At 43.7% G+C, this 21132-nt stretch carries 19 protein-coding genes and 1 other RNA gene; 16 read left to right on the plus strand and 4 right to left on the minus strand.

What is annotated here, in order from left to right; translation table 11 throughout:
* The first annotated feature begins 196 nt into the window (after positions 1-196).
* From AAC853_RS10985 to AAC853_RS11000, 4 genes are all read left to right on the plus strand, one after another.
* A complete protein-coding gene (locus AAC853_RS10985) occupies positions 197-568 on the plus strand; it encodes a YacL family protein (RefSeq protein WP_189761029.1) in 372 nt (123 codons plus the stop codon).
* Between the two features lie 168 nt (positions 569-736).
* Complete coding sequence (gene mscS / locus AAC853_RS10990) at positions 737-1609, plus strand: small-conductance mechanosensitive channel MscS (RefSeq protein ID WP_340614584.1); 873 nt, start codon at positions 737-739, stop codon at positions 1607-1609.
* Between the two features lie 138 nt (positions 1610-1747).
* Complete coding sequence (gene argO / locus AAC853_RS10995; protein WP_340614585.1) at positions 1748-2389, plus strand: arginine exporter ArgO; 642 nt, start codon at positions 1748-1750, stop codon at positions 2387-2389.
* A 69-nt stretch (positions 2390-2458) separates the two neighbouring features.
* Positions 2459-3193 carry an oxidative stress defense protein gene (locus tag AAC853_RS11000; RefSeq protein ID WP_340614586.1) on the plus strand — a complete coding sequence of 245 codons (735 nt, stop codon included), beginning with the start codon at positions 2459-2461 and terminating at the stop codon, positions 3191-3193.
* On the opposite strand, the gene AAC853_RS11005 is transcribed toward AAC853_RS11000, so the two are convergent.
* Positions 3190-4095 (minus strand): LysR family transcriptional regulator ArgP, encoded by a 906-nt coding sequence (locus AAC853_RS11005; RefSeq protein WP_340614587.1) that lies wholly within the window; start codon positions 4093-4095, stop codon positions 3190-3192. The two genes, AAC853_RS11000 and AAC853_RS11005, sit on opposite strands and share 4 nt — an antisense overlap.
* 163 nt (positions 4096-4258) lie before the next feature.
* On the opposite strand from AAC853_RS11005, the gene rpiA reads away from it, so the two are divergent.
* Both rpiA and serA read left to right on the plus strand, forming a co-directional pair.
* Positions 4259-4918, plus strand: a complete 660-nt coding sequence (gene rpiA / locus AAC853_RS11010) for a ribose-5-phosphate isomerase RpiA (RefSeq protein WP_338884751.1) — start codon at positions 4259-4261, stop codon at positions 4916-4918.
* Between the two features lie 270 nt (positions 4919-5188).
* Complete coding sequence (gene serA, locus AAC853_RS11015) at positions 5189-6430, plus strand: phosphoglycerate dehydrogenase (protein ID WP_338804684.1); 1242 nt, start codon at positions 5189-5191, stop codon at positions 6428-6430.
* A 98-nt stretch (positions 6431-6528) separates the two neighbouring features.
* On the opposite strand, the gene AAC853_RS11020 is transcribed toward serA, so the two are convergent.
* From AAC853_RS11020 to zapA, 3 genes are all read right to left on the minus strand, one after another.
* Positions 6529-7125: a 5-formyltetrahydrofolate cyclo-ligase gene (locus tag AAC853_RS11020; protein WP_340614588.1), complete on the minus strand. Its 597-nt coding sequence runs from the start codon at positions 7123-7125 to the stop codon at positions 6529-6531.
* 54 nt (positions 7126-7179) lie between these two features.
* Positions 7180-7362: non-coding RNA, 6S RNA (ssrS, locus tag AAC853_RS11025), on the minus strand.
* A gap of 145 nt (positions 7363-7507) precedes the next feature.
* A complete protein-coding gene (gene zapA, locus AAC853_RS11030) occupies positions 7508-7813 on the minus strand; it encodes a cell division protein ZapA (protein WP_189760613.1) in 306 nt (101 codons plus the stop codon).
* Positions 7814-8235: 422 nt separating this feature from the next.
* Here zapA and AAC853_RS11035 point away from each other — a divergent pair, with 422 nt between their 5' ends.
* From AAC853_RS11035 to AAC853_RS11080, 10 genes are all read left to right on the plus strand, one after another.
* Positions 8236-8823: a YecA/YgfB family protein gene (locus tag AAC853_RS11035; protein ID WP_273570845.1), complete on the plus strand. Its 588-nt coding sequence runs from the start codon at positions 8236-8238 to the stop codon at positions 8821-8823.
* 84 nt (positions 8824-8907) lie between these two features.
* Entirely contained in the window at positions 8908-10212 is a 1305-nt protein-coding gene (gene pepP, locus AAC853_RS11040) for a Xaa-Pro aminopeptidase (RefSeq protein WP_340614589.1), read from the plus strand.
* Positions 10213-10236: 24 nt separating this feature from the next.
* A complete protein-coding gene (ubiH, locus tag AAC853_RS11045; protein ID WP_340614590.1) occupies positions 10237-11427 on the plus strand; it encodes a 2-octaprenyl-6-methoxyphenyl hydroxylase in 1191 nt (396 codons plus the stop codon).
* A 13-nt stretch (positions 11428-11440) separates the two neighbouring features.
* Entirely contained in the window at positions 11441-12673 is a 1233-nt protein-coding gene (gene ubiI, locus AAC853_RS11050) for an FAD-dependent 2-octaprenylphenol hydroxylase (protein ID WP_340614591.1), read from the plus strand.
* A 373-nt stretch (positions 12674-13046) separates the two neighbouring features.
* Positions 13047-14144, plus strand: a complete 1098-nt coding sequence (gene gcvT / locus AAC853_RS11055) for a glycine cleavage system aminomethyltransferase GcvT (protein WP_340614592.1) — start codon at positions 13047-13049, stop codon at positions 14142-14144.
* Positions 14145-14166: 22 nt separating this feature from the next.
* Positions 14167-14559, plus strand: coding sequence for a glycine cleavage system protein GcvH (gcvH, locus tag AAC853_RS11060; RefSeq protein WP_338884764.1), 393 nt, complete (start codon positions 14167-14169; stop codon positions 14557-14559).
* Between the two features lie 143 nt (positions 14560-14702).
* Complete coding sequence (gene gcvP / locus AAC853_RS11065) at positions 14703-17579, plus strand: aminomethyl-transferring glycine dehydrogenase (protein ID WP_340614594.1); 2877 nt, start codon at positions 14703-14705, stop codon at positions 17577-17579.
* A gap of 977 nt (positions 17580-18556) precedes the next feature.
* On the plus strand, positions 18557-18763 hold the full coding sequence (locus AAC853_RS11070; RefSeq protein WP_340614595.1) for a hypothetical protein: 207 nt from the start codon (positions 18557-18559) through the stop codon (positions 18761-18763).
* 65 nt (positions 18764-18828) lie between these two features.
* Complete coding sequence (locus AAC853_RS11075; RefSeq protein ID WP_340614596.1) at positions 18829-19728, plus strand: IS982 family transposase; 900 nt, start codon at positions 18829-18831, stop codon at positions 19726-19728.
* A 2-nt stretch (positions 19729-19730) separates the two neighbouring features.
* Positions 19731-21098 carry an MFS transporter gene (locus tag AAC853_RS11080; RefSeq protein WP_340614597.1) on the plus strand — a complete coding sequence of 456 codons (1368 nt, stop codon included), beginning with the start codon at positions 19731-19733 and terminating at the stop codon, positions 21096-21098.
* The last annotated feature ends 34 nt before the right edge of the window (positions 21099-21132 follow it).

Below are 21132 nucleotides of genomic sequence, written 5' to 3' on the forward strand. Positions count from 1 at the left end.
GGACTGCTTCAGAGGTGGAGGCAGCAGAACTGCTTATACGCATTAAGCTTCAAGTTGCAATTTACAACACGATATGAAACCTGATTTCTCCCAGCTTCGCGGGGAGAGAAATCACACACATCTTGAAGTTAGATTGGTATAAAATCCCAATGAAATTATTTGGCATCTGTAAAAATAGTAGGTGAGGGGGTATATGATGGAATATGAATTTATGCAGGATATTACCGGCCAGGTAACAACGTCCTTTTCAATGGATCATGAAGTCATCGGTCATTGGTTGAATGAAGAAGTGAAAGGCGATTTGCGGGTATTGGATAAAATCATTGTGGCTTTGCAAGAGATTAAAGGGAGTGAACGCCAGTGGCAGTTGGCTGGTCATGAATATACGCTATTGATGAGTGAAGATGAGATCATGATCAGGGCTAATCAACTTCAATTTGATACAGAGGTTATAGAAGAAGGAATGAGTTACTACGATGACGAGAGTCTGGCTTTTTGTGGGACAGACGATTTTATCGGTATGCTAGCTGATTACAGAGAATTCATTTTGCAAAAAAATAAAATGTAAGTATTCGTGTTCAAGCAATAAAGGCTTTCTGCCATAATCTATATTCCATTACATTCTTGTGTTGTGATAGTAGCTTTTTTTGAACAGGAGCCTACACCTGCTAGTGGCGTTCGTTGTGCATAACGGCACTGAATGGCGATAGGTTCCAACAATAACGGTGGGCTTTGTATGGAAAAGATCAATCTGTCACATGAGATTGATAAAGCGGCAAACTGGTTTACCAACAATCAGGATCTACTGATCCAGTATGCGGTAAACATTGTATCTGCCATTTTGATTCTTATCGTTGGTTTATTTGTTGCCAAGTTGGTTAATAAAGCAGTTAAGCGTGTTATGTCACTGCGTGGCATTGATACCACCATTTCTGATTTCCTCTCCGCGATTATTCGTTACGCCATCATAGCATTTACGATTATTGCTGTTCTTGGGAAATTAGGTATTCAGACTGCATCCGTGATTGCAGTTATCGGTGCCGCAGGTTTGGCGGTAGGTCTGGCCTTACAAGGTTCACTGTCTAATTTTGCTGCCGGTGTTTTGTTGGTAGTTTTTCGCCCGCTTCGTACTGGCGAATATGTTAGCATTGGTGCGGTGGAGGGAACTGTCATGCAAGTACAGATTTTCTCGACAACACTGCGCACGGCAGATGGCCGTATCGTTGTGATCCCCAACGGTAAAATTATTGCAGACAATATTATTAATACCACCCGTGAACCTGACCGTCGTACCCAGATTATGGTGGGGGTTGCATATGATGCAGATATTGATGAAGTCAAAAGAGTATTGGGTGATGTGATTCAAGAAGATAAACGCATTCAACATGAAAAAGGTGTCACCATCCGCCTGCATGAAATGGCGCCTTCGTCATTGAACTTTGTTGTACGTGTGTGGACCATCAATGGTGATGCCTGGAATGTCTATTGGGATTTGATGGAAAACTTTAAGCGTGCCTTAGATAAACATAATATCGGCATTCCTTTCCCGCAAATGGATGTTTATCTGCATCAGCAAAATAGTGCCTTACAGAAGAAGGTAGACGAATAATCAAGATATCGTGATGTGGGCATTTCCCACATCACTTTTCCTAATGATGTATTAGAATCATTTATTTTTACTAATGCATTATCTTGTTTAATATGCATTGATATCGTAACTAATTGAATAATTATTAGGAATCTTTGCATGTTCTCAACATTTATTCAGGGGTTTTTTCTTAGTGCTGCAATGATCCTTCCACTTGGGCCACAAAATGTATTTGTTATGCAGCAAGGGAGCAGGAAGCAGTTCCATTTAATGAGCGCAACATTATGCTCCACCAGTGATTCTTTGCTCATCATCGCGGGGATATTTGGTGGCAGTGCTTTGCTGGGACAATCGGTATTTTTATTGCAAACTGTGACATGGGGAGGCGTCGCATTTTTACTCTGGTATGGATGGGGCGCTTTTCGAGCAGCATTATCGGCAGAAGTCGAACACTCCCGTACTGAAAAAATTGTCCAAAGCCGTTGGCGGGTTATAGTAACGTTATTCGCTGTGACATGGCTGAATCCTCATGTTTATTTGGATACCATTGTCGTCTTGGGAAGCATAGGAGGACAATTGTCAGCCGAGCTTCGGCCGTGGTTTACCACCGGAGCGGTAATGGCTTCGATCAGCTGGTTTTTTGCCTTGTCATTCTTGTCTGCGTGGTTTGCACCTGTGCTTAATCGGCCCAGAGCACAACGGATCATCAATATCTTCGTTGGCTGTGTGATGTGGTATATCGCCTGGAACTTAATTCAGCAAGGATATAGATTTTTTATTAATTATAATATTTCTCCATAGATTACTTCTCTATAGATAGTGTGCTAATGTTTCTGAAAGCACCTTACTCATGTAACTTTAGGAGGCCTTGTGAAACGTAAATCACTGGTATTGGCTGCAATGATGGCTTTAGGAAGCCTGTCTTTCATGGCAGCTTCCGCCGCTGACTCACTCTCTATTCCACATATTTCCACCTCTGGTAACGCGATAGTTAAAGCGACGCCAGATATGGCTACTTTGGTAATCCATGTGAGTGAAACGCAAAAAAGTGCAGCAGAAGCAAAGAAAAAAGTCGATGAACGTGTTGCGAAATATTTTGATTTTCTGAAAAACAATGGCATCGAAAAGAAAGATATTGATGCGGCTAACTTGCGTACCCAACCAGAATATCAATATGATCAAAAGAGTGGAAAATCGAGTATTACAGGTTATCGGGCGTCGCGTTCAGTTGAAGTGAAAGTTCACAAGCTGGAGCAACTGAATGTCTTATTGGATGGTGCCCTGAAAGCAGGACTGAATGAAATTAACTCGGTTCAGTTTGGTGTCAGCAATCCGCAACGTTATCGTGATGAAGCCAGACAAAAAGCCATCGAGAATGCTATTCAACAGGCAACTACATTGGCAAAAGGGTTCAACAGTAAGTTAGGCCCTGTATATAGCATTAGTTACCGTGCGCCTGAAGCAGTGCCTATCCCAATGAACCGTCTGAAATATCAGACAGATCTGTTGGCAGCACCCGCTTCTGGCTCTGCCAGTGAAACTTACGAACCACAGAGTATTGAGTTTTTAGATCACGTCGATGCTGTTTTTGAATTACAGCGTTAATGAATTTCATCTTCCTGACGCAACATCTGGCGTCCTCGTTTTAGCAGGGCGTCAGTAACTTTTCTCATCGTTCCACTTTCAGGCGCAAAACGATGCCAATAAAGCATACGGCGTTGGCATAGACCTGGTGTTAGATCGATTAATTCACCGGCTTTTAGCTCCTTGTTGATTTGCAAATGTGGGATCATGCAACAAGTCGAACCTTGTTTTGCCAGTTGAACAAATGCTTCGGAAGAATTCACGATATGACAGGGCACACTTCCCGGTGATAAATCGAAGTTCTGTTGTAAAAATGCTTGATGCATATCATCTAAATGGTCGAATGCAACCGCAGGGGCTTTCAGTAATGCCGAACGCGTGACGCCATTCGGGAAAAAACGGTTTGCAAACTCTGGAGAGGCGACAAACAGGTAATCTAGGGCACCTAATTTATCAACTAAACAACTTGGCAGAGGTTGGGATTGAATACTAATCGCCCCGACAACTTCACCACGCCGCAATCGCTCTTGAGTTCGGGTTTCATCTTCCACCTGAATATTTAGCCGAATGGGTAAATCGGATAAAACAGGATGGAGAGCCGGTAAAAGCCACGTCGCCAGGCTGTCCGCATTAACAGCAAGGGAAAGCAGTAACGGGATCTCATTGCTATTTTCATCACCAAGCCATTGCGCTTCCAGCAGTTCCACCTGATGTAATAGCGCAAGCAGCTTTTGCCCTTGCTCTGTAGGATGGGGAGGAACAGTGCGTACCAATAGTGGCTGACCAAACAGATTTTCTAATTGCTTGATTCTCTGAGATACCGCTGATTGAGTAATACAAAGTTTTTGCGCTGCCCGCTCGAAACCACGCTCTTTGATCACTGCATCTAATGCTTGCAATGACCGGTAATCAGGACGTTTCATTGAAAATAAGGTTCTCCGTGTTTGCACTTTTTGTGTTACAGCTTAATAAAAACCATTATGTGGCCTAATCAGCACTATGCCATATTTTTTTATGAGGTGAGCCAATATTGTTTATACTAGCCGTCAGATTTTTCCTTGTAACTGATTATAGGCTGTGATCAATATGACTCAGGACGAACTGAAAAAAGCAGTAGGTTGGGCAGCATTGGAATATGTTAAACCAGGCACAATTGTTGGTGTTGGTACAGGTTCTACCGCAGCGCATTTTATTGATGCGTTAGGCACCATCAAAGATAAAATTGAAGGTGCCGTATCGAGTTCAGACGCATCGACTGAGAGACTGAAAAGTCTCGGTATCCCTGTGTTTGACTGCAATGACGTCGACACGTTGGATATTTATGTTGATGGTGCTGATGAAATTAATGGTCAAATGCAGATGATCAAGGGTGGCGGCGCAGCGTTAACCAGGGAAAAAATCATCGCGGCAGTTGCGAAGAAATTTATTTGTATTATTGATTCGTCTAAGCAAGTCGATGTATTAGGCAAATTTCCTCTGCCAGTTGAAGTCATCCCAATGGCACGGGCTTATGTGGCTCGTGAGCTGGTGAAATTGGGCGGAACACCGGTTTATCGTGAAAACGTTGTGACAGACAATGGTAACCATATTCTGGATGTTCACAATCTCTCGATTGTCGATCCCACTGCGTTAGAAGATAAGATCAATGGGATAGCAGGCGTGGTAACGGTGGGGCTTTTTGCTAATCGAGGCGCTAATGTGGTACTGGTAGGTACTGCGGATGGCGTTAAGACGCTCACTGAATAATCATTTATTGAGGGCAGAATAACCTGCCCTAAAAATATTTTTATATTTATTCAAAATAGAAAATTTAGTGAGATATATCACTTTTTCGTCTAAAAAAACCTCAAAATCCCGATCATTCCCCGTAACGAATTATTTTACTTTGCATAACAACTTATTTACTGTTGCTTATTCTGTAATATAAGCAATCGATTGTATTGCCGTTACCGTTTTTTTTGTTATTTTGGTGGCGTCGATATGCATTATGAAAGTAAGTACAACTAGGGCGGGCAAATGGTTAAGGTATCTTTAGAAAAGGACAAAATTAAATTTCTGCTGCTGGAAGGTGTTCACCAAAGTGCAGTAGATAGCCTAAAAGCGGCAGGGTACAGCAATATTGAATATCACAAAGGGGCATTAGAACCTGAAGAATTGAAAGCAGCGATCCGTGATGCCCGATTTGTCGGCATTCGTTCCCGCACCCAATTGACCGAAGAGATTTTCGCCGCAGCGGAAAAGCTGGTTGCTGTTGGGTGTTTTTGTATTGGTACTAACCAGGTTGACCTGAAAGCCGCGGCAAAACGTGGTATTCCGGTATTTAATGCGCCTTTTTCCAATACGCGTTCGGTCGCTGAAATGGTATTGGGTGAATTGCTGCTGTTGTTACGTCGTATTCCTGAAGCGAATGCCAAAGCCCATAATGGTATATGGGATAAGCAGGCAAAAGGCTGCTACGAAGCGCGTGGGAAAAAATTAGGCATTATTGGTTACGGGCATATTGGTACACAGCTTGGCATTTTGGCTGAAAATATTGGCCTGAATGTCTATTTCTATGATATTGAAAATAAATTGCCCTTAGGTAATGCACAGCAAGTTCATCATTTGTCTGAATTGTTGAATATGAGTGATGTTGTGAGCCTGCATGTTCCTGAAACCGCCTCAACCAAAAATATGATTGGTGCAGCAGAACTGGAATTGATGAAACCAGGTTCGATTTTGATCAATGCATCACGCGGCACAGTGGTCGATATTGATGCACTCAGCAACGCGTTGGAAACAGGGCATCTTTCTGGTGCGGCGATTGATGTTTTTCCTCATGAACCCGCAACAAATAATGATCCTTTCATCTCCCCATTAAGCCAGTTTGATAACGTATTGTTGACACCACATATTGGGGGATCGACACAAGAAGCCCAGCAAAATATCGGTTATGAAGTTTCTGGGAAACTGGTCAAATATTCTGACAATGGTTCTACCTTATCAGCGGTTAATTTTCCTGAAGTCTCGCTCCCTGTTCATGCCAAGGATACTAACCGATTACTGCATATCCATGAAAACCGCCCCGGTATCTTGACCAGTATTAACCAAGTATTTACTGAGCAAGAAATCAATATTGATGCCCAATATCTGCGGACTGACAGTGGTATTGGTTATGTGGTGATTGATATTACGACGCAGAATTCAGCTCAGGCTGAATTGGTTTTGCAGAAACTGAAAGCCTTACCGGGCACGATCCGTTCTCGCTTGCTTTACTAAGGCTATAATGGCTGGTTAAAAGAAAGGCAAGGCGCATTAAAAATAAGGGGTTATTGAAAGCACAATAGCCCCTGTTACTCACTGAGTAGCGCCTTCATTTATATCCATTGCCATACTTTGTCTGGTGTAATGATCTCTGGCAGAGGAATATCCCAACTCTCGCTAGGTAGATTCTCAACTAACTGAAAATTGTGGGCTAATCCAATCGGATAAAAATTCTGTTGTTGCCATTTCGCGAGGGTTCTGTCGTAGAAACCACCGCCCATCCCTAAGCGTTGCCCTGTGCAATCGAAAGCGACCAGAGGAATAAACATGACATCAAGTTCAGCGATGGGTAAAACCTGTCGGACATCCAACTGAGGCTCTTCGATATTAAAGCGGTTATGAATAAGAGGCGTATCAGCGCAATAACGGAGAAACAGCAGGTGATTCCGGTTGAAAGGATGCAATATTGGCAAATAGACCTGTTTGTTTTGCTGCCAAAGTTGTTGAATCAGCGGACGTGTATCTAATTCCCCGTCAAAGGAGAGATAGAGGGCAATTTTATCAGCTTGCTGGATCTTAGGGTGAATCGTAGCCTGTTTAATGGCTTGCTGGGCAAATTGCGATTGTTGTTCAGGGGATAGATTTTGACGTAGTTGCCGAATTTTTTTTCTAATGGATTGACGCAGAGTAAGAGAAGAATCTGATTGCATGATACCTGCCTGTTAATTAACGCAGAAAAGGATACAAAACAGATAAAAAGCGGGAGGTTCTCCAAGATGCCGTTACAGGTGGTAACCCTTGAACCCTTGGTTCAAGGTGAACGCAGCGTCGTTGCTATTAGGCTTCTTGGCTAGCCAAGCATGCTCACAAGAAACGTAGCACCACATTCTATAGAGATGAAATATCGGCTCAGGGGACTTCCCTGCTCACGAACACCTCAGAGAAATTTTTGCTGCTTAAACCACCTAAATAGGCTTTAAGCAACGCTATGAAGCCTATTGTATGGAACTAAATGAAGAAAGCAACTGCTTATATTAATCTATAGTGACTACTGCCTGATTTATCAACAAGATTCAGCTGATGGGTGGAGTATCAGGTAACTTTACCTTGCTCTAACAGTGCCTTTTCAATGGATTGCTGGAGCATTTTTATTTTTTGTTCCATATTGTAAGCATAATCACGGGTTTTCATCTTCTCCTGTGCCAACTCGTGACAGACATTCAGTGCCACAATAAAAACCAGTTGCTCAGTGTTAGTGACTCTGGTGCGTTCTTTAAGGTTATGCAAACGCTCTTCAAGTTCCTCAGCAGCAGCTTGCAACGCTTCAACCTGCTCTGTTGGACAATTGACACGTAATGACCGCCCAAAAATCTGAATATCTACTGGTTGTGCAGACATGACACCTTCCTGATTTATTATTGTGCCGATACCTTGATGTTGATATACGCATCTTGAAGTTAGATTGGTATATATATCCCTTATCTCTCAAATTGCGGCTTTGTTGCCAGAGCTGTAATTTGAAATCGATGGGGTATAAAGTAAATTATGGTATAAAACAAGGCCGACACCAATCATTACCGTACAATACCAAAAGCCCTTTTTTCCCCTTCCTCTTCAAGTTGCTGCTTTTGGGCAATGTTCACTTATCCCAGTCAATTAGTTATAGATATAAAGTACCTATGTTTTGGGGATTTGTGACCTTGCTATCACGCGGCATCTCGAAATCGGTTGGGGATATATCGGTGTGTGCTGTCTGGTATAGCGACTCCCCTTGATGGTAGCATAGCATGAACTTATATCGCCAACGATGATCAATATACATGTCTATACAAAACTCATTACCTAATTATCAATCATTTGATGAAATTTTGCATCAACAGTCCATTGCCCTGACAGCAGCAGAAATGCATGGCTTAATCAGTGGGTTACTATGTGGTGGAAATCATGGCGGTAATCACGATAGTAGCTGGCAGACACTGGTGCATGATCTTGCGAATGATGGCCTGGCATTTTCTCAGGTTTTGGCTCTGCCGCTTAGGGAATTGTACGAAACGACGTTTGAATTGCTGGATGACAGTAGTTTCTCGTTCAATCTGTTGCTGCCTGATGAAGAGGCGGGGGTTTTTGAATGTGCAGAAGCATTGGCGGGATGGGTTAACCACTTTCTGCTCGGCTTGGGTGTAGCTAATCCCAAATTAACAGAAAAGCCAGAAATTCAGGAAGTTATCACCGATTTACGTAACATTGGCATGTTGGGCTATGATGAAGACGAAGATCAGGAAGAACTCTCTCAAGCCCTCGAAGAAGTTCTGGAATATGTACGTGTTGCGGTTCAACTCTGTTATATCGCGTTTGCGACACCTAAAACCGCGGACAGTGCAAAAAATGAAAAACCAACATTGCACTGATTGGCGGTATTCACCCTATAAATTTCAAGCTTTGAAAGATGAGGGGTATCCCAACTAATAATATGGAATTTTGCAGGAGAGGGTATGACTAAACAGGAATATTTATCCCGTCGACAGGCATTATTGTCAAAAATGGCACCGGCCAGTGCGGCCATTATATTTTCGGCGTTGCCTGCGACACGTAATTCAGATAGTGAATATCCCTACCGTCAGCACAGTGATTTTCTGTATCTGACCGGTTTCAGTGAACCGGAAGCGGTTCTAATACTGATTAAAAGCGATGAAACCCACAATCACAGTGTGTTGTTTAATCGTGTTCGCGATTTGACTGCGGAAATTTGGTTTGGTCGTCGTCTTGGACAAGAAGCTGCATTGGAAAAATTGGGGGTGGATCGCGCCTTACCATTTGATGATCTCGATGAACAACTCTATTTATTATTGAATGGATTGGAAGTGGTCTATCACGCCCAGGGCGAATTTGAGTACGCTGATAACATCGTCTTTAGTGCGTTGGATAAATTGCGTAAAAACAGCCGCCGTAACTTCAAGGCACCAATGATCATGGCAGATTGGCGCCCGTGGCTGCATGAAATGCGTCTGTTTAAGTCAGACGCTGAATTAGAAATCATGCGCAAAGCGGGGGAAATCAGTGCTCAGGCGCATATCAGGGCGATGCAGGCTTGCCGTCCTGGTATGTTTGAATACCAGCTGGAAGCCGAAATTCACCACGAATTCACCCGTCAGGGGGCGCGTTATCCTGCTTATAACACGATAGTTGGCGCGGGAGATAACGCTTGTATTCTGCATTACACTGAAAATGAACGTCGCATGAAAGATGGCGATTTAGTGTTAATCGATGCGGGGTGTGAGTATGAGGGATATGCCGGCGACATTACACGGACATTTCCTGTAAATGGCAAATTTACGCGCCCTCAACGTGAAATCTACGACATTGTTTTGGAAGCCATTAACCTTTCCCTGGAACTGTACAGACCTGGTGTCACTATCAGCGAGGTCACGGGGCAGGTTGTACGTGTTATGGTGAAGGGATTGGTAAGATTAGGCATTATGCATGGTGAAGTCGAACAATTGATCGAAACCAATGCTTACCGTCAATTTTTCATGCATGGTTTGAGTCATTGGTTGGGGCTGGATGTGCACGATGTCGGCGATTACGGTGTTGATCGCGATCGTATTTTGCAACCTGGCATGGTGCTGACTGTAGAGCCGGGGCTTTACATTGCACCCGATGCGGATGTCCCGCCGGAATACCGTGGTATCGGTATTCGTATTGAAGATGACATTGTGATAACGGAAACAGGAAATGAAAACCTGACTGAATCTGTCGTGAAAGATCCCGATGAGATAGAAGCTCTGATGGTACAGTAAGGTTAAAGTAATCAGGAAGTGATAATGAACGTGATTATTGTGGGCGGAGGCATGACGGGAGCGACATTGGCTCTGACTATTGCCTCGCTGAGTCGGGGGCAATTACAAGTCTCCTTGATTGAAGCAGCAGAACCAACCAGGGAGCATCCTGGTTTTGATGCAAGGGCTATAGCCTTGGCTTATGGTACATGTCAGCGCTTGCAACAGGTCGGTATTTGGCCTGCACTGCAACATTGTGTTACCCCAATAACTCACGTTCATGTTAGCGACCGTGGTAATAGCGGTTTCACCAACATTCGCGCCAGCGACTATGATATCTCGGCATTAGGCAATGTGATTGAATTGCATGATGCTGGAATTCATCTTTTTGAGTTATTAAAACAATCTCCAAATATTAAACTTTACTGTCCGGCTAAAGTGAATTCCATTGAGCGTTTAGAAAATTCTGTAGTGGTTTCGCTGAATAATGGCGAAAAGCTGACAGGAGAATTACTGGTCGCTGCGGATGGTAGTCACTCGGCAATAGCCCAGGCGTGTAATATACCGTTCAAACGGCGATCTTATGAGCAGACAGCCATTATTGCTAATGTCCTGACTTCTGAACATCCTCAAGGAAGGGCATTCGAGCGTTTTACCCAATATGGCCCATTGGCGTTGTTACCTATGTCGGAAGGGCGTAGTTCACTGGTATGGTGTCACCCACTGGAAAAACAGTCAGACGTCAATAACTGGAGCCAGCATGAATTTCTCCAACAGCTGCAAAAAGCATTTGGCTGGCGTTTGGGGAAAATGCTGGAAACCGGTCAACGACATAGTTATCCCTTAGCATTATCGACAGCCAGCAGGCAAATTAGCCACCGTCTGGCGCTGGTAGGCAATGCATCCCAAACTTTGCATCCGATCGCTGGACAGGGCTTTAACTTAGGGATGCGTGATGTGATGGCTTTGGCACAAGTCATTTCAATAGCGGCCACTTCTGGACAGGATATTGGCTCCTATCAGGTACTGGCACAGTATCAGCAACAGCGTCAGGCAGATCGTGAAAAGACCATTGGACTCACGGATGGGCTGGTCAGGTTATTCGCTAATGACTACTTACCGTTAAAAATAGGGCGTAATCTTGGCTTGAAGACCATGGAAAGATTATCCCCAATGCGGGATCTCTTTGCCCGCCAGACATTAGGTTGGGTTGCACAGTCACCATTGGCAGATTAAGAGGAAAGAAAAAATGCAATCATTTGATGTGGTGATCGCAGGGGGCGGAATGGTTGGCCTTGCGCTGGCTTGTGGTTTACAAGGTAGTGGCTTGCGCATCGCGATGGTAGAAGAGCACCCACCGACAAAGCCATTTGGTATCAATGATGAATATGCGTTACGTGTTTCAGCCATCAATGCAGCCAGTGAACGATTACTCACCCACCTTGGTGTCTGGCAAGATATTCTTGCAATGCGAGCCAGTCAATATCAAGGAATGGACGTTTGGGATCGGGACAGTTTCGGGCGTATTGAGTTTAATGCGGCGGAAAATGGCTTGACTCATCTGGGGCATATCATCGAAAACCATGTGATCCGGCAAGCGCTCTGGCAACGTGCGGAAAATTTGCCAGATGTCATGATCTTCACCCCATCTTCCCTTAAGAACGTTGCCTGGGGAGAAAACGAAGCCTTTATCACATTATCCGATGGAAGAATGCTGACTTCACGCCTGGTCATTGGTGCAGACGGTGCCCACTCTTGGTTGCGTCAACATGCGGATATTCCGCTGACTTTCTGGGATTATGAACACCATGCCTTGGTCGCGACAATTCGGACTGAGCAGCCTCATGAAGGTGTTGCACGCCAGGTTTTCCACGGTGATGGAATACTGGCTTTCCTGCCACTGCCAGATCCTCACTTATGTTCGATTGTGTGGTCACAGCCGGCTGAATCTGCGCAACAGCGCAAATCTATGGAACCGACACTGTTTAATCGGCAATTAAGCGCGACATTTGATATGCGTCTTGGTCAATGTGAACTGGTCAGTGATCGACAAACTATCCCATTAACGGGGCGTTATGCCCGCAATTTTGCTGCTCATCGATTGGCGCTATTAGGCGACGCGGCACACACTATCCACCCACTGGCTGGTCAGGGTGTTAATCTTGGATTTATGGATGTAGCAGAACTGATAGGTGAATTGAGCCGCTTAAACCAGCAAGGGAAAGACATCGGTCAATATCTCTATTTGGGACGTTATGAACGTCGCCGTAAACACAGTGCTGCGGTCATGCTTGCAGGTATGCAAGGTTTTCGTCAGCTATTTGATGGCAATAACCCCGCTAAAAAATTATTGCGTGGAATTGGGTTAACACTGGCTGATCACTTACCGGGAATGAAGCCGCAATTGCTTCGTCATGCCATGGGTCTTAATGACCTTCCTGATTGGCTGATCGCCCAAACCGCTTCGGTTGAAAAAATCTAATTCAGCCGATGAATTAGAATTAGTTTTTCTCATATCAGGCTAAAGTGTGTTAAGTCGATTTACTTCACACTTTAGCCTTTTTTCAACCTAAAAAGATTGTTTTTTGGCTATTTGTTAAAAATTTTGAGTATTTTTGTGCAATAAATCAGACAAAAATTCTGCATGGCAATCCGTGCCATTTCGGATTGCTGCGGCAATGCAGCTAATTTATTTTATGGTTCATTTCCTATTTCAGTGATAACTTCTGATCCCAAGGTATCGTTTGCGTGATTAACCGTTTCTTTGCTTCATGATCCAACACCTGCCGGTTAATGCGCCGTATGTTTTTTCAGGTCACGAATGTTTTCATGTCAAGAATGTAAAGAGGGAAATAATGTCAAAACACACCCCACTATATGATCAACATCTGGCATGCGGAGCACGCATGGTAGATTTTCATGGCTGGATGATGCCCCTGCACTATGGTTCACAAATTGACGAACATCATACAGTGCGTGCTGATGCTGGTATGTTCGACGTTTCCCATATGACAATTGTGGATCTACACGGTCCAGATTGCCGTGATTTTCTCCGCTATCTTCTGGCCAATGACATTGCCAAACTCACCGAACAGGGCAAGGCGTTATATACCGCAATGCTAAATGCATCTGGCGGCGTCATTGATGATCTCATTGTCTATTTTTTCACTGATAATGCTTATCGCATGGTTGTGAATTCGGCGACCCGCGAGAAAGACCTGGCATGGATTTATCAACATGCTGAGAAATATGACGTTGAAGTTACCGTACGTGATGATTTGGCTCTGATTGCTGTCCAGGGGCCAAACGCGCAAGCCAAAGTGCAATCATTGCTAAGTGATGTGCAGAAGCAAGCGGTAACGGGTATGAAACCTTTCTTTGGCGTCCAGTCGGGAAATCTATTTATTGCAACGACGGGTTATACCGGTGAAGCAGGTTATGAAATTGCACTGCCTAAAGAACAAGCGGCAGATTTTTGGCAACAGTTGTTAGCAGTAGGCGTGAAACCGACTGGGTTGGGAGCGCGTGACACATTGCGTCTTGAAGCGGGCATGAACCTTTATGGTCAAGAAATGGATGAAACTGTTTCACCTCTGGCCGCCAACATGGGATGGACAATTGCCTGGAAACCGGAAGATCGCCACTTCATTGGTCGTGAAGCATTGGAAAGACAACGCGAAACGGGTACTGATCAATTGGTTGGACTGGTCATGCGTGAAAAGGGAGTATTGCGTGGTGGCTTAACGGTCAACTTCACTGATGATTCCGGTGAAATGCGTTCAGGCGTGATTACCAGTGGAACATTCTCCCCAACCTTAGGATTTAGTATAGCCCTTGCACGTGTACCGCAAGGTATTGGTGAACAGGCGGTTGTCCAGATCCGTAATCGAGAAATGCCCGTACAGGTTGTTAAACCGGGTTTTGTGCGGATGGGAAAACCACTTGTAGAGTGATAAAAACAAGGAGAAGGCAACGATGAGTCATGTACCAGCAGAATTGAAATATACAGAATCACATGAGTGGGTTCGCTCGGAAGGCAATGGTGAATATACCGTAGGTATTACCGAACATGCCCAGAAGTTATTGGGCGATATGGTATTTGTTGATTTGCCGGAAATAGGCACAGAAGTAAATAGTGGTGATGATTGTGCTGTTGTAGAGTCAGTCAAAGCGGCTTCTGATATCTATGCACCGGTGAGTGGTAAGATTATCGCGGTTAACCCTGACCTGGAAAATTCTCCCGAATTAGTGAACAGTGAACCCTATAACGAAGGTTGGTTGTTCCGCGTTAAAATAGCTGATGAGAGTGAACTCGCTAATTTGCTTGATGCCGAAAGTTATCGGTCACTCTTGGAAGAAGACGAGTAATTATTTTGAATCGCCCCATATCACATTGTGAATGGGGCGTTTTTTTGTGCTGTTTTTTTATAGCCAATAGATTTCAAGTGATAGACAACAAGACGGTAACTTGAAAGATAAAAGGCATAGCTAGTTTCAGGAAATTATCATCAATGACTCAGACATTAATCCAACTTGAACACCAAGGTGAATTCATTCGTCGCCACATTGGTTCTTCAGCTGAACAGCAAACAGAGATGCTGGCGATAATAGGTGCAAATTCTCTTGATGATCTGACCGATAAAATCGTTCCCCGTGATATCGCATTATCAGAGCCTCCTGCGCTTGGTGAGGGAGTGACTGAACAACAGGCATTGGCTGAATTGAAAGCGATAGCAAATCAGAATCAGCGCTATCAATCGTATATTGGTATGGGTTACTCACCCGCCATTCTTCCTCCCGTGATTTTGCGTAATTTGCTGGAAAATCCGGGCTGGTATACCGCATATACCCCTTATCAACCAGAAGTCTCTCAAGGCCGCTTAGAAGCCTTGTTGAACTTTCAGCAAGTCACCATTGACCTGACAGGCTTAGATCTTGCTTCAGCTTCACTATTGGATGAAGCAACAGCTGCCGCAGAAGCGATGGCAATGGCAAAGCGGATCAGCAAGCTGAAAAGCGCTGAACGTTTCTTTGTGGCAGATGATATTCACCCACAAACGTTGGATGTAGTGCGTACCCGTGCTGAAACATTTGGATTTGAAGTCATTGTTGATAAAGCAGAAAAAGCACTGGAACTGGAAGGGATCTTTGGTGTCCTGCTGCAACAAACGGGAACGACGGGTGAAGTCCATGATTACAGTGACCTGATTGCAAAACTGAAAGAGCGTAAAATCATTGTCAGCGTTGCCGCGGATTTCATGGCATTGGTCATATTGACCGCGCCGGGTAAACAAGGTGCTGATATTGTATTTGGTTCTGCACAGCGTTTTGGTGTACCGATGGGATATGGCGGCCCTCATGCCGCTTTCTTTGCATGCAGAGATGAATTCAAACGCTCTATGCCGGGTCGTATTATCGGTGTTTCCCGTGATGCTGCGGGTAACAGAGCATTGCGTATGGCGATGCAAACCCGCGAACAGCATATTCGCCGTGAAAAAGCGAATTCCAATATTTGTACCTCGCAAGTTTTACTGGCCAATATTGCGGGAATGTACGCTGTTTATCACGGTTCTGAAGGTTTGAAGCGCATTGCCAACCGTATTCACCGATTGACAGATATTCTGGCTGTTGGTTTGCAAAAGGCGGGTATCACACTACGTCATAAGACATGGTTTGATACATTAGCGATTGAGGTATCAGATAAGGCTCAGGTACTGGCAAGAGCGGCTAAAGCACAGATTAACTTACGTACTGATATTCTTGGTGCTGTCGGTGTATCCTTGAGTGAAAAAACCAGCCGTGATGATCTATTAACCCTGTATCAAGTGATAACAGGTTCTGATTCAGTCCTGGATATTGATGCTCTTGATCGTGAAGTTGCGACAGGCAGCCAATCTATTCCAGCCGCCATGTTGCGTAATGACGAAATTTTAGCACATGATAATTTCCGTCGTTACCACAGTGAAACCGACATGATGCGTTATATGCACAGTCTGGAGCGTAAAGATCTGGCGCTGAATCAAGCCATGATCCCGTTGGGTTCATGTACCATGAAGCTGAATGCAGCAGCGGAGATCATGCCGATTACCTGGCCTGAATTTACCGATATGCATCCTTTCTGCCCGCCAGAACAAGCCCAGGGTTATCACCAGATGATCAGCCAGCTTTCCCATTGGCTGGTATTGCTGACCGGATATGACGCATTCTGTATGCAGCCTAATTCTGGCGCACAGGGAGAATATGCGGGCTTGCTGGCAATTCGTCGCTATTACGCCAGCCGTGGAGAACAACATCGCCATATTTGCTTAATCCCAAGCTCTGCGCATGGTACAAACCCGGCATCTGCTCATATGGCGGGTATGACGGTGATTGTTGTGAACTGTGATAAAGAAGGCAACATCGATCTGGCTGATTTGCGTGAAAAAGCAGAAAAACACAGTGACAATCTTGCTTGTATCATGGTGACTTACCCATCAACTCACGGTGTTTATGAAGAAACCATTCGTGAGATTTGCGAAATTATTCACCAAAACGGTGGTCAGGTTTACCTTGATGGCGCGAACATGAACGCACAAGTGGGTATTACTACACCGGGCTTTATTGGCGCAGATGTTTCGCATCTGAACTTGCATAAAACCTTCTGTATCCCACACGGCGGTGGTGGTCCAGGCATGGGGCCAATTGGCGTGAAAAAACATCTTGCGCCATTTGTGCCGGGCCATTCCGTAGTGGAAATGGATGAAGTTACGACATTAGGTGCGGTATCCGCAGCACCGTTTGGTAGTGCCTCTATCCTGCCGATTAGCTGGATGTATATTCGCATGATGGGAGCACAAGGGCTGAAACAAGCCAGCCAGGTTGCGATCTTGAATGCCAACTACATTGCAAGCCGCCTGAAAGGGGCTTATGAGATCCTCTATACCGGACGTAATGGCTATGTTGCTCACGAATGTATTCTGGACATTCGTCCACTGAAAGAAGAATTCGGTATCAGCGAGATGGATATCGCCAAGCGTTTGATTGACTACGGTTTCCATGCACCAACCATGTCATTCCCGGTTGCGGGAACTCTGATGGTTGAACCAACGGAATCAGAGAGTAAAGTTGAAATTGATCGCTTTATTGATGCAATGCTGGCAATTCGGCAAGAGATCAGCAAAGTGGCAAGTGGAGAATGGCCTTTGGAAGACAACCCATTGGTTAATGCGCCGCACGTTCAGGCTGAACTTGTTTCTGATTGGGATCATGCATATAGCCGTGAAGTTGCCGTTTTCCCAACGGCGGAAACGAAAGCCAATAAATATTGGCCGACAGTTAAACGTCTTGATGATGTTTACGGTGATCGTAATTTACATTGCTCTTGTGCGCCAATTGAAGATTATCGTTAGTTATAAATAAATTAACGAGACTCAACGAAAACAGTGTCAGAAATATTTCTGACACTGTTTTTTTATCAATGAAATTTTTATTTAAATAATATTTAATATCTTTATGTTTAATACGTATAAGATAAATCATAAATTATGGATGCCGATTAATATTGGTTATATACACATAATCCAACAGATCTGTATGGAGTAAAGAAGAGTTAACGATGTTTATTTACGTCACGGCATGATGGTTTTTTCTGATGAAATACATCAATATTTGATTTTGACCATGGGTAAGCACTATCAACCTTTTGCCAGTATTCATGGTAAGTTTGCAGATTTCTGTATTACTTGTATGTCCCAAAGTAAAATATTCAACCTGGCTGGGCTACAATCCTCTAATTTATTTATCACTAATGCCCTTTTTTCATAAAATGGGCTAAAACATGATGTAGGTCGAATAAATTTAATTGATTATTTTTATTTTTTCAATATTATTAATCGAGAAAGTATAATTGGCTCTTAAGAAAGTACGTTCAAAACTGATGAAAATAAATCAGTTGGTTATGGAATTATCTTGGACATTCTTACTATGACGATGCTTCAAATTTCACATAAATTTCTATCTCAAACAACTTCCACTAACGTACCGGTGTGGATGGAGTTTTATTATTTTTACAGTTAGCCAGCGTTAACCCATCTCCTTAATCATTAAAATAATTGTCTGTTTTTTATTAATAACATACTTTTATTGTTTAGTGATTTCATAATTTATACCAATCTAACTTCAAGATGAGTGTGATTTCTTCCCGCGAAGCGGGAAGAAATCAGGTTTCATAGAGTGTTGTAAATTGCAACTTGAAGTTTAATGCGTATACATTATTCCTCCAATAATCTTATAAATCTTAGAAAATATGAAAAAGGTTGCATTGGTTATAACCAATTTATGGCATTTCTTTTTCATAATTAAACTATGACCGTAGGAGTTATAGGTGATGTCATTGAATAAGAATATCAGTTTGAATAAACAAGCTGGATTACGTAGCTGGTTTGGATTGTTAGTGTTAATGTTACCCGTTTTATTAGTGACGGTGGACAATACCATCTTGGGATTTGCTTTGCCAAAAATAGCCAGAGCGTTGGAGCCGAGTGCTAATCAGCAATTATGGATAACGCGATGCTCGACTTTTATGGTGAGTTGAAATGACATAGCCGCTCCTTTATAACTTTAAGTCGCCAAACTGAGAGAAATAAAGGAACAAAGGCTATGTCACAGCAAGATTTTATCATTTGGGTGTTTTGTTGGGTAGACGATAATTTAACGGCGTTACAGCAAAGCTCTCGATTCAGAAGCCGGGGATACCCACCTAAGCTGAGCGATGCGGAAGCCATCACGATGGAAGTGGTAGGTGAATTCTTAGGCTTTTCAACGGATAAAGGAATTTGGACGTACTTTCGTGATCACTGGTGCGAGTGGTTTCCGGGACTGGGTTCACGCGCCAATTTTGCTAAACAGGTTGCGAATCTTTGGGCTGTTAAACAAAAGCTGCAAGAAAAGCTGGCGAGGTTATTGGGTGCGTTCGATAGGCCGGTACATATTGTCGACGGATTTCCGTTGCCCATCTGTGGATTCAAAAGAGCGAAAGGCAGTGCCAGCTTTAAAGGACAAGCTGATTATGGGTACTGCGCCGCCAAAAACGAAACTTACTACGGCTTTAAAGGGCATCTCATGATAGATGAAACTGGCGTAGTAACGGGATTCACATTGACGCCCGCCAATGTCAGTGAGCGTGAAGCGGTCTGGGACTTGACTAGCCCAATAAAAGGCTGTTTGCTCGGCGATAAAGGTTATTTAAGTTTTGAATTTCAAGAGGAAATGAAGCAGTCGGGTATTGAAATGATAGCCCCGGTGCGTGCCAATATGGATGACCCAGTCCCCAGAGAAACAAGAAAGCGCATTAATGCCAAACGGCGCTTAATTGAAACCGTCATTGGTCAACTCGCTGGGCAATTTGCTATCGAGAAGTGCTGGGCACGGGATTTGTGGCATTTGAGTAATCGAATAGCCAGAAAACTGCTTTCTCATACACTGGGTATTTTTGCCAATTTTAAACAAGGTAAAAGTCAACGCGACTGGCTTCAACAAGCCCATGTTATAGGGAGCTAAAGTTGAGCATCGCGTTATGGATAATAGATGCTTATTCTTTAGTCCTGGCAGGATTGCTGGTTTCTATGGGAAGTATTGGCGATCGTGTCGGTCACCGGATGTTATTGTTGTTGGGATCGTTGGGGTTCACTATTATTTCAGTTTTAACCGCATTATCCACATCGCCAGAACAGCTGATTGTTGGCCGCGCAGCTCTTGGTTTTTTTGGTGCAATGCTGATGCCATCAACATTGGCCTTGATTAGTTGTCTTTTTGTTGATCGTGAACAGCGTTGTGTTGCCGTTGCTATTTGGGCAACCACTCTTACCGTTGGTTCAGCGCTAGAGCCGATCATTGGCGGTGTCTTATTGCAATATTTCAACTGGAATTCCATTTTCTTGCTGGCTGTTCCCGTATTGATACCCCTATTAATTTTTGGTCCCATTTTATTGCCTGCATCTGACAAACAAACAGGGTTTATTGATGGTTATAGCGTTTTATTATCGATTATCGCGATGATAGGTATTGTGTATGCCATTAAGCATATCGCTAGTAATGGAGTTGGAATTGAAGCTATCGCTGCATCAGCGATCGGTTTGATGAGTGGAAGAAGTTTTATACGTAGACAACACAAGTTACCTGTACCACTGATGGATATTTCGCTGTTCCATAATGGTGTATTTGTCGGTTCAGTTATGGTGAACTTGCTAAGCTTAGGTCTATTAGTTGGTTTTGTCTTTTTTGCTACCCAGTTTCTACAAATAGTGTTAAGTATAGAACCTCTGTTAGCTAGTTTTGCGTTGGTTCCAGGGCAAATAATGGCAGTTGTGGTTGGGATGGTAATCGTGCCTGTTGCTAAGAGAGTTCCGGCATACTGGTTACTACCTCTGCTGCTCGCTTTGGCGGGCTTGGCATTTTTACTGATAGCTTGGGTGGGTAGTAGTCTGACTTCCATTATCATAACTTTTGTATTGTTGTGTTCAGGTATAGGTGCGATTGCTTCTGTTTCCAATGAATTAATACTTTCAGCTGTACCCTCTTCGAAAACTGGCTCCGCTTCGGCAATCAGTGAAACAGCATATGAAGTTGGCGTTGTTTTTGGGACAACTATTATCGGTGGATTATTAACAGCTTTTTATCGGTTGAACCTAAAACTGCCTGATGCCATTTCTCAAGATCAAACCAAATTAGCGCTGGAAACTTTGGCCGGCGCTTATACAGTTGCTGATTCGTTGGCAGATACAGCAAGGCAGCGATTGGTAAATTCAGCAGAGTTCTCTTTTACCCATGCTATTCATATGACAAGTTGGTCTACCGCAATATTGACAGGCATTGTCGTTTTGATTACTTGGTATTTGCTTAGAAAACCTGAAAAAATAAGCCATGTTTAACGTTAACGATTTCATCAAGATCCTTGTGAAATAT

Origin of the sequence: Xenorhabdus thailandensis, assembly GCF_037996785.1 — a bacterium.
Taxonomy (GTDB): Bacteria; Pseudomonadota; Gammaproteobacteria; order Enterobacterales; family Enterobacteriaceae; genus Xenorhabdus; species Xenorhabdus griffiniae.